The sequence below is a fragment of the Pseudoalteromonas sp. SD03 genome, assembly GCF_040937955.1.
Lineage (GTDB): Bacteria > Pseudomonadota > Gammaproteobacteria > Enterobacterales > Alteromonadaceae > Pseudoalteromonas > Pseudoalteromonas tetraodonis.
On sequence record NZ_CP162514.1, the window covers coordinates 2,011,192 to 2,026,216 of the forward strand.

11 protein-coding genes are annotated in these 15,025 nt (G+C 40.8%); 6 read left to right on the forward strand and 5 right to left on the reverse strand.

The window, feature by feature from the left end; genetic code table 11:
• Positions 1-575 precede the first annotated feature (575 nt).
• Positions 576-1,658 carry an FAD-dependent oxidoreductase gene (locus ABZP26_RS09370; RefSeq protein WP_058154749.1) on the forward strand — a complete coding sequence of 361 codons (1,083 nt, stop codon included), beginning with the start codon at positions 576-578 and terminating at the stop codon, positions 1,656-1,658.
• A 39-nt stretch (positions 1,659-1,697) separates the two neighbouring features.
• Here the strand turns inward: ABZP26_RS09370 and ABZP26_RS09375 are convergent, their stop codons facing one another.
• Positions 1,698-2,741 carry an AI-2E family transporter gene (locus ABZP26_RS09375; protein WP_013465095.1) on the reverse strand — a complete coding sequence of 348 codons (1,044 nt, stop codon included), beginning with the start codon at positions 2,739-2,741 and terminating at the stop codon, positions 1,698-1,700.
• A gap of 168 nt (positions 2,742-2,909) precedes the next feature.
• Here ABZP26_RS09375 and ABZP26_RS09380 point away from each other — a divergent pair, with 168 nt between their 5' ends.
• Positions 2,910-3,800, forward strand: a complete 891-nt coding sequence (locus ABZP26_RS09380) for a TIGR01777 family oxidoreductase (RefSeq protein WP_368484860.1) — start codon at positions 2,910-2,912, stop codon at positions 3,798-3,800.
• A gap of 135 nt (positions 3,801-3,935) precedes the next feature.
• A complete protein-coding gene (locus ABZP26_RS09385) occupies positions 3,936-5,114 on the forward strand; it encodes a GGDEF domain-containing protein (RefSeq protein WP_028835127.1) in 1,179 nt (392 codons plus the stop codon).
• A gap of 62 nt (positions 5,115-5,176) precedes the next feature.
• Here the strand turns inward: ABZP26_RS09385 and ABZP26_RS09390 are convergent, their stop codons facing one another.
• Both ABZP26_RS09390 and ABZP26_RS09395 read right to left on the reverse strand, forming a co-directional pair.
• Positions 5,177-5,845, reverse strand: a complete 669-nt coding sequence (locus tag ABZP26_RS09390) for a DUF2987 domain-containing protein (RefSeq protein ID WP_368484861.1) — start codon at positions 5,843-5,845, stop codon at positions 5,177-5,179.
• Positions 5,838-6,647, reverse strand: coding sequence for a glucosaminidase domain-containing protein (locus ABZP26_RS09395; protein WP_013465099.1), 810 nt, complete (start codon positions 6,645-6,647; stop codon positions 5,838-5,840). Before ABZP26_RS09395 ends, ABZP26_RS09390 begins: the two co-directional genes overlap by 8 nt.
• Positions 6,648-6,828: 181 nt before the next feature.
• Between ABZP26_RS09395 and ABZP26_RS09400 the strand changes: the two genes are divergently transcribed.
• Entirely contained in the window at positions 6,829-8,121 is a 1,293-nt protein-coding gene (locus ABZP26_RS09400) for an anti-phage deoxyguanosine triphosphatase (protein WP_024603109.1), read from the forward strand.
• A 68-nt stretch (positions 8,122-8,189) separates the two neighbouring features.
• Here the strand turns inward: ABZP26_RS09400 and ABZP26_RS09405 are convergent, their stop codons facing one another.
• A complete protein-coding gene (locus ABZP26_RS09405) occupies positions 8,190-10,346 on the reverse strand; it encodes a prolyl oligopeptidase family protein (RefSeq protein ID WP_368484863.1) in 2,157 nt (718 codons plus the stop codon).
• Between the two features lie 157 nt (positions 10,347-10,503).
• On the opposite strand from ABZP26_RS09405, the gene ABZP26_RS09410 reads away from it, so the two are divergent.
• Both ABZP26_RS09410 and ABZP26_RS09415 read left to right on the forward strand, forming a co-directional pair.
• Positions 10,504-10,815 (forward strand): Mpo1-like protein, encoded by a 312-nt coding sequence (locus ABZP26_RS09410; protein WP_368484864.1) that lies wholly within the window; start codon positions 10,504-10,506, stop codon positions 10,813-10,815.
• A 177-nt stretch (positions 10,816-10,992) separates the two neighbouring features.
• Positions 10,993-13,548, forward strand: a complete 2,556-nt coding sequence (locus tag ABZP26_RS09415) for a TonB-dependent receptor plug domain-containing protein (protein WP_368484865.1) — start codon at positions 10,993-10,995, stop codon at positions 13,546-13,548.
• Positions 13,549-13,876: 328 nt separating this feature from the next.
• Here the strand turns inward: ABZP26_RS09415 and ABZP26_RS09420 are convergent, their stop codons facing one another.
• Complete coding sequence (locus tag ABZP26_RS09420) at positions 13,877-14,878, reverse strand: branched-chain amino acid aminotransferase (RefSeq protein ID WP_368485618.1); 1,002 nt, start codon at positions 14,876-14,878, stop codon at positions 13,877-13,879.
• Positions 14,879-15,025: the final 147 nt, after the last annotated feature.

Below are 15,025 nucleotides of genomic sequence, written 5' to 3' on the forward strand. Positions count from 1 at the left end.
CGCCTCATTTAAGTTAATATCTCGAAGTTTAAATAAATCGGTAAACAATCGATTCCATATATTTCGAAAAATTTATGCAAAAACTAGCATCATTGTTATAAGCATTACAAATAAGAACAGTGATTTAAACAACGAAGATTCAAAGAACAAATCAATAAAAACGGTGTTCGATTCAGAGTGTGGTTCATAATATATTAATTCGTTGACAGTTATCGCTAGCAGTGCCACGAATGTTGCTACTGCGTTAAATGTTGTTGTGATTTCCTTTTTCATAGACCTTCCTTTGTTTAAGTATGGCAGACAATTTTATAGTCGGTGACTCTCGTATATTTATACCAGCGCTGCGCTTATTTTTTCTACTACATATAGTTTTAACAAATTAGCTAACACATTGCTATCATTAAGTTTTATTCTTTTAAGCAGTGCTAATTAGCATACTATATGCGCGTCGCTCATTTTCTGAGTATGATTGCACACTAAAGCTTACTCACTTAGCCCATAAAACGTTTTGACAAATCTGCATAAAAACCACAAACTACCTACCAGTAGATTGATTTAGCTAAAGTGATTTTAAAATGCATAAACCTGTGGTTATTATTGGTGGTGGCTTAGCGGGCTTATATGCCGCTTACAGCCTAAAAAAACGAAATATTCCGTTTTTATTATTAGAGGCCAAAGCCAATTTGGGCGGTCGTATTTCGTCTCACTTTTTGGCAGCCAACAACACCATTGGCCACGATTTAGGCCCTACCTGGATATTTCCGCACCAGCCTAATATTCAACAGTTAGTTGCTGCTTTAAACATCCCTGTGTTTGAGCAATACACCCAAGGCGATGTGTTGTATCAAGCATCGCATACTGCCCCTGCTCAGCAAATTGCAGGCGCAGGTGAAATGCAGCTATTTAGAATTCAAAACGGTATGAACGAGCTTATTAATGCGCTTTATCAGCAGCTTGACCCAAACACCCTTAAATTAGAACACGCTGTTAGCGAAGTGAAAAAGCTTTCCGATGGCTGGCATATTAGCGCTAATTACCAAGGGAGTACGCAGTACTTTACTTGCGATCAGTTACTGTTGGCGTTACCCCCTAGAATGATCAGCCAGCATTTAACCCCGCATTTATGGGCTGATAATGTTTTAGCCCAGCGTTTAGCGTCAGTGCCGACGTGGATGGCAGGCCAAGCAAAGTTTGTTGCCACTTTTGAGCACGCTTTTTGGCGAGATAAGAACTTATCGGGGCAATGTTTTAGCCGTGTTGGCCCGTTAGTAGAAATTCATGATGCCTCAGCAAGTGATCATGCTCACCCTGCTCTATTTGGCTTTATTGGTGTGCCTTACTTGCAGCGAAGTCAAGTAACTCGCGAGCAATTAACCCAAGCTTGCCTTGATCAGCTTGGTTATTTTTATGGTGAGCAGGCTTATACTGCCACTCATTGCACATTAAAAGATTGGGCTGAGGATGAATTTGTGGCCAACAAGGATGACCAACTAGGTGTATCGCAGCATCCTGAATTTAATTTTTCAGAGCTTGGCGAGCAGCTTAAACAGTTAAAAGTGCATTTTGTGGGCAGTGAGTTTGCAAAGCAGGAGGCTGGCTATTTAGAGGGGGCTATAAACGCCGTAGATAGCGCCTTAGCTAATTTAATAAATACTTAATAATGTTAAAGGCGTGCTTAGCCACGCCTTTGTAAGATATTAGTCTTCTGATTTAATGACGGTTTCTTCACCTGTGCCAAGCATGGTTGCTAACCAACGCCCTTCGTCACTGGCTTCTAGCGCTATTTTTACAATCATGGTTAACGGCACCGATAACAACATACCCACAGAGCCTAATAGCCAGCCCCAAAATATTAACGATAAAAACACCACTAACGTAGAAAGCCCTAAACCTTTACCCATGTATTTAGGCTCAACAATATTACCCATTACGGTGTTTATAGTTAAATAACCCGCGCCAACAAGCCCTGCCACTAAGGGGCCTTGAGTAATAAGCGCCAGTAACAGTGCTGGCACAGCCGCTATGATTGAACCAATGTTAGGAATGTAATTAAGCATAAATGCCAATACGCCCCAAAGTACAAAGTAATCAACATCGAGTATCCACAAGTAAAAACCAGCAATTACACCGGTGGCTAAACTTACTAGGGTTTTAATGGCCAAATAAGAGTTAATAGAGTCTAAAAAGCGGTCAATTTGCTTAATTTTGCTGTCGGGGTCGTCTAGTGCTAAATGAATTTTTTTGCCAAGTATGGGCCCTTCAAACAGCATAAAAACAACCGTTAAAATAATTAAAAACATATTGGCCATTACGCTACCTAAGCCGGTTAACATATTGGTGGCAACATCAACCATTTTACCGGGGTCGAACATAGACAAAATTTGTTCTTTATTAATTAAAATATTGTATTGCGAAGCCATATCAACCAGCCATACAAATTCTTCTTTTAACTGTGCTTTGTATTCTGGTAACTGCTTTGAAAAATCGTTAACCGACTGCCCCACTAAACCGCCTAAGCTAACACCTAAGCCCATAATAATAAGCACTACAAGCACCACCGCTATGCCTTTTGGAATACGGTAGCGAGCAAAAAAATTAATGAGTGGGCTACAAATAATGGCGATGAATGCTGCCAAAATAAACGGAATAACAATAGCACTTGCGGCTTTAATGCCCGCTAATACAATGACCAACGCTGCAAAAATAATTAAGCTTTTATTTACCCCAGTTAAACTTGCCAATACTCTTATCCTATTGCTGTTATTTGGCTTCAGTGTAAGGCAAAACCCAATAGAATGAAATATTTATGGGTGATCATAATAATGATTAGTACGTATAAATTTGCAAATCGATGAGCTGGGGAGTATAAATTTTAAACATCCCGCTTTATTTATAATTTTGGAGTTGCAATGCATATATTTTTTACAGGCGCCACGGGCTTAATTGGTAGGCACCTTTGCCCTTTCTTGTTGCACCACCACGACATTACGGTATTGAGTAGAAACCCAACCAAAGCTAAAGTATTGTTAAGCCACAGAGTAAATGCTGTTAGCAGCTTAGAAGATGTAGATTTTAATACGGTCGATATTGTCATTAATTTAGCCGGCGAACCTATCGTTAATAAACGCTGGAGTGATAAACAAAAAGCAAAAATACGCGATAGCCGAATTATTATTACCCAAGCCATAAGCGATGCAATTAATCAGTGTCATACACCGCCACATACGTTTATTTCAGGCAGTGCAATAGGCTATTATGGTCGCCAAGGTAAAACCCAAGTTGATGAAAACAACACAGAAGCCCACGATGAATTTAGTCACCAACTTTGTAGGGATTGGGAACTCGCTGCATTAAAAGCTGAGTCTGACGATACCCGTGTTTGCTTACTTCGCACAGGTATTGTACTGGCTAAAAAAGGCGGCGCACTTGGAAAAATGTTGCCTGCATTTAAGCTTTGTTTAGGCGGGCCAATTGGCAATGGCGAGCAAGGTATGTCGTGGATCCACATTGATGACATGGTGCAGCTCATTTTATTTTTGATTCGTAATCAAGATATCTCTGGTGCTGTAAATGCCACTGCCCCGCATCCGGTAAGCAATAAACAATTTAGCCAATCATTGGGTAAAGCATTGTCACGCCCTGCCTTTATGCCCATGCCTGCAGCTGTGCTCAATGTTTTAATGGGAGAAATGGCAGATCTACTCACAACCGGCCAATTTGTGGTGCCTAAAAAAGCATTAGAAAATAATTACCGTTTTCACTTTTCTGAAATCGATGCCGCATTAAAAAGTTTAGTTTAACGACTGGTCTTAAAGGGTTAAGTTTGTACCAAGGGAGTATAAAGTTAATACTTTTTACTCCCTTGCTATTTTAGTGTTACTAACTAATAATGAGTTAAGCGTTATTTCTTATTCAGCTAAAAGAGCAACTAAAACATGCTTCATTTACCCACATTAATTAGCCTCTGTTTTATTCTTAACTTGTTTATTGCAGTATTCTTTTTTTCAGTGTATTCATATAAAAAACAACCTAGCTTTTTATTTTTTGCTACTGCCTGCTGCTCGTTTATAACCGCTATTGCCCTAATTGGTTTAAGAGGGGTGATTGACTATCCACTTTTAACTTACTTTTTTGCTTACCTGTTTATTATTTTAACCCCACTCCTGCTTATTTTAGGGTTAATACCACAAAGTACGGTGCCTGCAGTAAAGCTAACGCCTTTATATTATGCCTGTGCTATATGTTGCACATTGCTACTTGCTGTGTATCTCATTGATGCGGGGCAAATTATTACCAGTATCATTACTGCCGTACTATTTAGCTACGCGGCCTATTTAATGATCAAAACCCCCAGTGTTGCTAAAGTACAGCAACGACTACTAATTGCCTGCTTTTCACTACACAGTGTAGTAATGCTGTTGCAAGTTGTACTCCTTGTTTTACCCTACTTTAGCCAAATTAGTCAGGCGAAATTAGCCGCAGGGTTACAACTATTATTGGTCTCGCATTTATTTTTAACCACAGCCAGTGCGTTAATTCTGCCGTTTATTGCTTTTGCCAATGAAGAATCAAAACTAATAAACTTAGCGAATCACGATCCGCTCACACAATTATTAAACAGGCGAGGCTTTTTCCGCCTATGTAAAAAAATAACCCACACTGCACCGCTTAACAGCAGAGTGTCGTTAATTATGCTCGACATCGATCTTTTTAAACAAGTGAACGACCAATATGGCCATGAAACTGGCGACGAAGCAATAAAGTGGATTGCACAACATATTAACGAATTGTTTTTTGAAGCAGGCATTACCGCTCGAATTGGCGGAGAAGAGTTTGCTATTTTCCTTAACCAAAAAAATCTTACTCAAGCAAGGCAGTTAGCCCAAAAGCTATGCAGAAGTATTGATCAATATCCCTTTTATTTTAACGGTAATAGTATTGCATTGTCTGTTAGTGCTGGAGTAAGTAGCGCACTTATTCGCGATTTAAATATGCAAGAGCTGCTATTGCAAGCTGATAAACGCCTTTACCTTGCTAAAGAAACGGGCCGAAATAAAGTTGTTACTCATGATGAAAAAAGCGCACTCATGAATAGCCCCTCTGCCATTATTTAATTTAGCGATAAAAAAGCGGGGTCAAACCTGACCCCGCTTTATAATCAAACCAATTAATTTTATTACTTACTGATCCAAGGCGTTACTTTAATTACCTCGTTTATATCAGCCAATACTTTGGTGTCGTTTTGCCAGCTGTCTATTACTTCAAAATAACAAACTGATTTTTCGCATGTTATGCGCTCATCATCAAATTGTTTAGGCGCGTTAAAAGTAACAACCACCCCTTTTTGCTCAGGCAGTAAAAACCACATTAGTTTGCTAACAAAAAAGCCCGACAAGTCTGTTAAAAGCGCTTCAAGCTCATTATTAATGGTTAATAATGATTGCTTTGAAAAGGTTAGCCCTTCTAGCTCGTTGGCCTCTATTTGAAGCTTTAACTGACAATCATGAACCGGATTTTTAGGCTGAACCACAATCACCGCTTTGTCAGTATCGAGCTGCTTATCATACGGTAATAACAGTTGCGCTTTGTCAGTGTAATTAAGCGGGTACTCATTTTTTTCAGTTAAAATAGTCCCGCTTTTGATACTACATACTTCGTTAGTACCAATATCGCTAATATAAAAGTTTACGCGGGCATACTGAAAATCGCCTTTGTTTACTACTTTTAAACGGTCGTAAAAACCGTCATACGACATAACAAACTCTTTAGCATAGGTGTTATTTGCCGCTATTGCTAAAAAGCAGGTCGCTATAGTCGTAACTAATTTTAATACTGGTTTATTCATCAAAGTACGCTCGGTTTTGATTGATCATCGTATTTAGCTCTTCAATATACGCTTCACCACGCTCTGAGTAGGACATCAGCCCAAGGGTTAGCTTAGTCGCCTTAATTGGCTTTTGCTGTGCGCGTAAATCTTCACGTATACTGCGTAATTGTTTATAGGCATTATGCGTATTAATATTTCTAAAATATGACGTTACAGCAGCGCGAACCGATTTAAATGCAGCCACTTCATGCTCGGCTTCATTATTACGTCTTCTTGGCACCATGCCACAGCCTTTTTTGTAACACCATTGGCCAAAAAAGTTTAAGCCTATTCGGGCAAAGCGTGAGGTACCCCATGCCGACTCATTAGCAGCTTGCATTAGGGCAAGTTCTTTAGGAATAATATCTACACGGCGCAGCGCTTGAGTTAGTGTAAGCGTGTCTAAGGTTTCAGGTAAGCGGTATAATTTAAGTATTTTTTTAATATCGCTCGCTTGTTTTTTACTTAACGGCTCGTCGTGTTCTAGCATCATGCGCGCAATTTCAATGTTTGCACGTTGCTGTAAAATCTTTTTGTTTTCGGCTTCTACATGGGGCTTAATGAAGTTAAAAAACGCATGCTTTTTCTCTTTTACATCGGTGTATTCTGAGAATTTTGGCAACTTGACATTGTGCAATGGTTTTTCTTTCTTCTTTTCTTTTTTAATGTCGTCAGCACGTGTTTGTTCATCTGAAACAAACTCATCAGTTTGTATAAATGGATGAGTAAGTGCCCAAATAACAAGGGCGGCTAACAACAACTGAAAAATAGTTTTTAACATGTATTATCTCAATTAAACTCTAAATTATGTACGGTGTAGTCACATACATACGAACACTCATTATACCTAAGCCACTTTATAAACGCGAATACCGAACAACTGAATAAAATTCATACGCCTATTGTGAGTTATTTATAATATACTAAGCGTTAAAGTCGTAGATATAGAGATAGGTTGTGACATGGATAAACAGTGGCAAAATAGAATAATTGAACAATATAAGCACCGCCCAAACGATAACCGCTCTCCTTGGCAAATAGACCGCTCTCGAATTATTCATGCTGCAGCATTTAGACGCCTTCAAGCCAAAACTCAAATAATGGGTATTGGTTTAAATGACTTTTATCGCACACGTCTTACCCATTCTTTAGAAGTATCGCAAATAGGCACGGGCATATTACGTCACTTAAAAGCCCAGCACCCTCGTTTTGAACATTTTCCATCAACCGGATTACTCGAAACCTTATGTTTAGCGCACGACATCGGCCATCCGCCCTTTGGGCACGGCGGAGAAATTGCACTTAACTATATGATGCGTGATCATGGTGGGTTTGAAGGTAACGCACAAACGCTACGAATAGTAGCCAAACTAGAGCCTTACAGTAATGGCTATGGCATGAACTTAACAAGGCGCACATTATTAGGGTTTATAAAGTACCCTGGTTTTATCGACCAGCTGTGGTACAACATTCCCAAAGTGGATAAACAACGCGCGTTTATAAAAGCCGACGACTGGCGACCTGCTAAAGGCATTTACAATGACGATGCACCTATATTTAATTGGATCATTGAGCCACTGAGTCAAAACGATAAAGCATTATTAACCAGCCAAAATATTGTAGATTCATACCGAGCTAAAACACGCTATAAATCTCTCGATAGTGCCATTATGGAACTGGCTGATGACATTGCCTATGCCGTTCACGATCTTGAAGATGCCATAGCCACCGATGTGTTAAGCCTAGACGATTGGTTAACCCATGCATTGCCGCACTTACAAGCACTCAACTATGATTGGTTAAATACGCTACTTAAATCACTTACAGAGCGATTATTTTCAAAACACGAACATGAACGCAAAGATGCCATTGGTGAATTAGTAAATACCTTTATTATTCATATTCATTTAGACATACAAAACGATGCCTTTGAATGCCCTATTTTAAAGCACACCGCTAAATTAGATCAGCAATACGAAAACGTATTACAAATACTTAAACATTTTGTATTTCAACGCTTGATACGCGACCCACAAATGCAACAAATAGAATTTAAAGGGCAGAACCTGCTTATTGAACTGTTTACTGCATTTGCCAGCGATCCAATGCGGTTATTACCCGAAACCACGCAAGCACTTTACCTAGAAGCCGAAAAACACCATCAAGGCATGCGAATTATTTGTGACTACTTAAGCGGTATGAGTGACGAATACGCTTATAAAACTTATCAACGGTTGTTCTCTCCCATACAATAAAGTAGTGAGCATAAAAAAAAGCCGAGTCATTTAAGTAACTCGGCTTTTCGTTAGCTTATAAAGTCACATTAAAGTGATTTAATGCCCATGTTGTAAAGCGTAAAACCGTACATGTCGGCATAAAGGTCAATAATTTTACTTGTTGGCGTACCCGCACCGTGGCCTGCATTGGTTTCAATACGAATAAGCGTTGGATTAGTGCCCGCTTGGTTCGCTTGAAGCTCTGCTGCAAATTTAAATGAATGCGACGGTACAACGCGGTCATCATGATCGCCTGTAGTGATCATCGTCGCCGGATATTCAACCCCTGCTTTTACATTATGAATTGGCGAGTAGCCTTTTAAGTAATCAAACATTTCTTTACTTTGGTCGCTAGTACCGTAATCGTATGCCCAGCCAGCACCCGCTGTAAAAGTATGATAACGAAGCATATCCAGTACACCTACCGCAGGTAGCGCCACTTGAAATAAGTCAGGTCGCTGGGTCATTACGGCACCGACTAATAACCCGCCGTTTGAACCACCTCGCAGTGCTAGGCGCTTTTTAGAGGTGTATTTTTTATCTTGTAAGTATTGTGCAGCAGCAATAAAGTCGTCAAATACGTTTTGCTTTTGCAATTGCGTACCTGCTTTATGCCACTCTTTACCATACTCACCGCCACCACGAATGTTTGCCACTGCGTATACGCCGCCTTGCTCAAGCCAAGCCGCTGTTGTTGAACTAAAGCGAGGTGTTAAGCTTATATTAAAGCCACCATAGCCATATAAAATAGTTGGGTTGCTACCGTCTAATTTAATATCACTTTTGTAAGTAATAATCATCGGTACTTTAGTGCCATCTTTAGAGGTATAAAATACTTGCTCAGAGGTGTAGTTGTCGCTATTAAAATCAATCCCTGACTTACGATATACTTTAGACTCACCACTTTGTACGTCAAAACTGTAAGTCGTGCCAGGTGTTTTGTAGTTAGTAAATGAGTAATAAAGCGTAGTTTGCTCTTTTTTACCGCCAAAACCACCCGCCGTACCAACCCCTGGTAAACTAATATCACGGATCAATTCGCCCTGCTTGTTGTACTGCTTCACTTTAGAAATAGCATCAACCATGTAGTTGGCAAAAAATGTATTACCGCCAAGCGTTACATTGAGTACGTTTTCGGTTTCTGGAATAAAGTCTTGCCAGTTTTCAGGTTGCGGGTTGCTTGCATCAACCGTCACTACTTTTTTATTCGGAGCATTTAAGTTAGTAACCAAAAATAGCTTGCTGCCTTCGTTATCAATCACACTGGTATCAGAGTCGGTATTACCCACTACGGTAACAAACTCGCTATCTGGCTTAGTTAAATCTTTAATAAATAACTTATTGCCTGAGGTCGATACGCTAGCACTAATAAACAAATAACGGCCATCTTTGGTCGCTTTAGCGCCTACATAACGGTGTTTTTGCTCAGCGGTATCGCCAAATACTAGCGCATCCTCGCTTTGGGCTTGGCCTAATTTATGATAGTACACTTTATGTTGATCAGTTTTTGCAGAAAGCTCACTGCCTTCTGGTTTGTCGTAGCTTGAATAATAAAAACCATCATTTGCCAACCAACTCACGCCACTAAATTTAACATCAACCAGTGCTTGCTCTACTTGCTCTTTGGTTTCGGTGTCTATAACAATGATTTTACGCCAATCACTGCCACCTTCCGATATTTGGTATGCTAACAATGAGCCGTCTTCTGAAAATGATAAGCCCGACATTGAAGTGGTACCATCTTCACTAAAGGTATTAGGATCTAAGAAAATCTCAGCCTCGCCGCCGTCTTTACTGCGGTATAAAACGTACTGATTTTGCAGGCCATCATTTTTGTAAAAATAGGTGTAATCACCTTCGGTGAACGGCGCGCTGATTTTTTCGTAGTTCATTAACTTTTCAAGGCGCTGCTTTAACGTATCTCTGTACGGTATTTGCTCTAAATATGAAAAGGTTAGGTTATTTTGTGTTTTAACCCATTGAGCCGTTTCATCACTCATATCATCTTCTAACCAACGATACGGATCAGCCACAGTTTCACCAAAGTAGCTATCAACCACTGTGCCTTTTTTAGTTTCAGGGTAATCTAGAGAGTTAACTGCTTTCATTGCTGTTTTTACTTCATTTTGAGAGGTGTTTTCTGCAGGTTGTGAACAACCCGCAAGTGCGATTACAACCGCACAGGTCAGTGTTTTTTTTAGCATTGTTATTTTATTTCCTTGTTGATAATCAATCTAAGTTATTAACTTTTCCTGCTTTTGTCTATTAAGATGCGGTAAACGTCATTTATCGCTGTTAACCTGCGCTTAGTTACGCTTAAATACATTAATGAACAACGTTTAAACACCAATAGGCTAAGTAATGACAGAAACCCAATCCTTTAAAAGCTTTAAACGCTTTTACCCTTATTACTTAAAAGAGCATCGTAATCAAACCTGCCGTAGATTGCATTTTATAGGCAATAGTTTAGTACTGTTACTGGCAGGCTATGCGTTTTTTAGCTCACAACTTATGTTGTTATGGTTATTACCAGTGATTGGTTATGGCTTTGCGTGGGTTGGGCATTTCTTTTTTGAAAAAAACCGCCCTGCTACATTTAAGCACCCGTTATATAGTTTATGGGGCGATTGGGTAATGTTTAAAGATATGCTCACAGGTAAAATTAAATGGTAAATGGCGACTTACGCTACAGGCTACTCAAATAGTCCACCTGCCGCTGTAAATAAATTGTAGATTGAATGTAATTCAATTGACCTTGGTTGTAAAAATGGTCTACCTTGACAACAGAAATTTCAATTAGTTCATTAATAATTGAATTACCTGTAGAGCATTGAATGAGGGAAACTAATCATGCAACTAAAACAGCTATTTACAGCAAAAAAAACCATTACACTCAGTGTTGCCGCTGCACTACTTGGCTCGTGGTCGGTAAATGCCGCACAGCAAGAAACACAAGCAGAAGAAAATATTGAACAAATTAGTGTAATTGGCTCTCGCCGACTCGGCCGCACAGTTGAAGACAGCCCAGTTCCGATTGATATCATTAGCGGTGATGCCCTAAAAAGTTCAGGGCAAACTGAAACCAATGCACTACTGAGCACTTTATTACCAAGCTTTAATTTCCCTCAGCCATCAATCACCGATGGCAGCGACCATGTGCGCCCCGCTCAACTGCGTGGCTTAGCACCTGATCACACCTTAGTGCTCGTAAATGGTAAACGTCGCCATAGTAATGCACTGCTTAATTTAAATGGTTCAACCGGTCGTGGGTCATCATCGGTTGATTTAAACGCTATTCCAGCCAATGCCATTGATCGAATAGAAGTATTGCGCGATGGTGCCGCTGCGCAATATGGCTCAGACGCCATTGCCGGTGTGATTAATATTGTCCTTAAAAGTAATAGCAGTGGCGGCAGCCTAGGTGCTGTATATGGAGCAAACATCACCGAAATGCAGGGTGTGCCTCAACTAGAATCCGTTTCTGAAGATGCCAATGGCAACTTAGCCTTTAATGAAGGCAGCGACCGTTCGCTGACCGACGGCCAAACCTTAACCCTGCAAGGTAATATGGGGTTTGAATTGGGCGATAACGGCTTTTTAAGTATTTCTACTGAATATCGCGACCGTAGCTCAACGAATCGCTCTGATTATGACCAGCGCGAAAATTACGCCCGCCTACCTGATGGCTCTCTTGATCCGCGTGAGTTCACATGGGATCGTTACGATCATAACTTTGGCAATGGCACCGTTGAAGACTTCGCGCTGTTTTATAATGCCGGTTATCAATTAACTAACGATGCCGAGCTTTACTCGTTTGGCTCTTACAGCAAGCGTGAAGGCGAAGGCGGAGGTTTTTATCGTCGCGCACAAGATAGCCGTAACGTAACAGAAATTTATCCTGATGGCTTTTTACCGGTGATCACCTCAGATATTGACGATTTTTCGTTAGCACTTGGCGTAAAAGGTTTTGCTAATGAATGGAATTACGACGCTTCTGCTGTATACGGCCAAGATGCCTTTAACTTTGGTGTTATTGATAGCTTAAACACCTCATATGGACCTAGCAGTCAAACCAGTTTTGATGCCGGTACACTTACCTACGATCAGCTGACTATTAATCTTGATTTTAGCCGCGAGATTGATGCAGACTTTTTAGCTAGCGGAATCAACGTCGCAGTGGGCGCTGAGTATCGTCGTGAAGGCTACGAAATTCAGGCAGGCGAAGAAGCCTCATACGGACAAGGCACTTTTGGCCCTGGTGGCGCAGTAACCGACCCAGTTAATGGCCCATTTGGCTCTGCAGGTTCGCAAGTATTCCCAGGTTTCACACCTGAGTCTGCGGGTGATAACAGCCGCCATAATGTTAGCCTTTACATTGATTTAGAAGCCTTTATTACAGATAACTGGAACGTTGCCGTCGCTGCGCGTTACGAAGACTACTCTGATTTTGGCGATACGCTTAATGGTAAAATTGCCACCCGTTATACGCTAACAGAAGATTTAGCATTACGCGGGTCTGTATCAACCGGCTTTAGAGCGCCCTCTCTGCAACAGCAATATTTTACTTCAGTGGCCACCGTGTTTGTTGATGGTATTCCAACACAAACAGGGACGTTTGCCCCAAGTAGTGATGTAGCCGTTGCATTGGGATCACCGGGCTTAGATGCAGAAGAAGCCACCAACTACGGGGTAGGTTTTACCTGGTCAACCGACTTTAATTTCAGCTTATCTGTGGATTATTACCAAATATTAATTGATGACCGTATTGTGTTATCAAATAACCTGTCGGGTGCAGGTGTAGCAAGCTTACTTGAGGGCACTGGAGCTAACCAAGGGCGGTTTTTCTTAAACGCGATTGATAGCAAAACCCGTGGCCTTGATGTGGTTGCCTCTTACAACCTAATGACCGATAACTACGGTGATGTAGCGTTTAATTTAGGCTATAACTACGGCAAAAACGAAGTGACTAATATTATTGCCCCACCCGCTGAGCTACAAAGCGTAGGTGTTGAACAAGATAATTTGTTCTCGGGTAATGAACTGCGTCGTTTTGAAGTAAGTACCCCGCGTAATAAATACAACCTAAGCGCTACATGGACACTAAACGAATGGCGTACCACACTTCGCAGCACTCGCTATGGTGAAACACAAGACCCATCAGAAATTCCAGAGCGTAACGAAGTGCTCAAGCCAAAGTGGATCACCGACTTAGATGTTGCCTATGCACTTAATAACAACATTACTCTGAGCTTAGGCGCGAATAATGTGTTTGATGTATACCCAGATCCAACGCGTGATTTAGTGAGCGATGTAACCACTTTCTCTCGTTTGTTCTCTTACTCGGGCTTTTCGCCATTTGGTTTTAATGGCCGCTATGTTTACGGCAAAGTTGAAATGAAATTTTAAGCTGCAGCTAAAAACAAAAAGCCACACTATTTAGTGTGGCTTTTTAATAGATTAGGGTCTGTTGATCTTTCAAGGTTAAATTTGCAGCAGTCTGTTTGGTATTTAGGCAAGGCAGAGCCTATGTGGTGTGGTTATTCCCCATAAATAGGCGATAACGCAGCATCAATGCCAAACAGGCGCTGCCCGAAGGGTTCTGCCTAGGGACGATTTACTCTTTGTTGCTCGGTTTTTACTTAGCCCACTAGGTTACAAACCTCGCGCCGCGATTAAACCGCCCCTAGTTTGAACAAATTTTAATCCGCAAAGGTCAACAGACCCTAGAACCCGATTAGATTTTAGTTAACCAACCGTGTGTATCTTCACTTTTACCCCATTGAATATCGTTCAATGCTTGGCGTAAACGTGCTGTTGTTGGTCCTGGTTCACCATTACCCACTTTGTATTCTTTATCGTTATGGATAAACGTACCTACTGGTGTTAATACTGCTGCAGTGCCTGAAAGTGCTGCTTCAGTGCCTGGTTTTGCTGCACGCTCTAAAAGCTCAGTTACGGTAAAGTTACGCTCGCTTACCGTCATTCCTAAATCTTTCGCAATGGTTAAAATACTATTACGAGTAACACCATGTAAAAAGGTGCTGTCGAGTGCTTTAGTAATGATTTCGTTGCCATCAATTAATATAAAGTTGGCCGCACCGGTTTCTTGTACATCGCCACCTGGGCAAAATAAAATTTGGTCGGCTTTATATTTAGTGCGCGCTGCTGATATTGGGCCAAGCGCGCTAGCATAGTTACCACCGCTTTTAATCATACCCATATGCGGGGCACAGCGCATGCCGTCTTCTTCTAATAAAACACGTAACGCGGTAGCACCACCTGAAAAGTAGTCACCCACTGGCGATAATAACGTATAAAGCAATGAGCTCATTGAAGGTGCAGCCGCTTTGCCAATGGCAGCTTCAGTACCAATGTGGGTTGGGCGAATATACATAGAACCAGGAGGAAGCGGCGTTTCATCGGCGTATTCACGAACAATATCGATGATCATTGTTTTTAGCATCTCGCCATCAACCGCTGGTAAACTTAATAATTCAGAACTTTGCTGCATACGCGCAATATTTGCATCCATTCTAAAAATATTTACCGAACCATCTTCATGGCGAAAGGCTTTTAAACCTTCAAAACATGTACTTGAATAATGAAGAACGTGTGCACCTGCATGCAACTCAAGCTTATCGCAAGGAACAATTGAGATTTCGCCCCACTGATTGTCAGAAAACTTAGCTTGAATCATCTGCGGCATAAACACAGTACCAAATGCGGCCATTTTTATTCTCTCTTGTGTGGTCTATTTTTCTCCATTGTATGACAACCCGCTACTATTTAACCATAGCAAAACAGGCTGTTTTTAAATTAATTAGACGAATTTTTTGCATGTGCTGATGATTATTTAATCAAAAAAGCACTTACCAACTCTTTA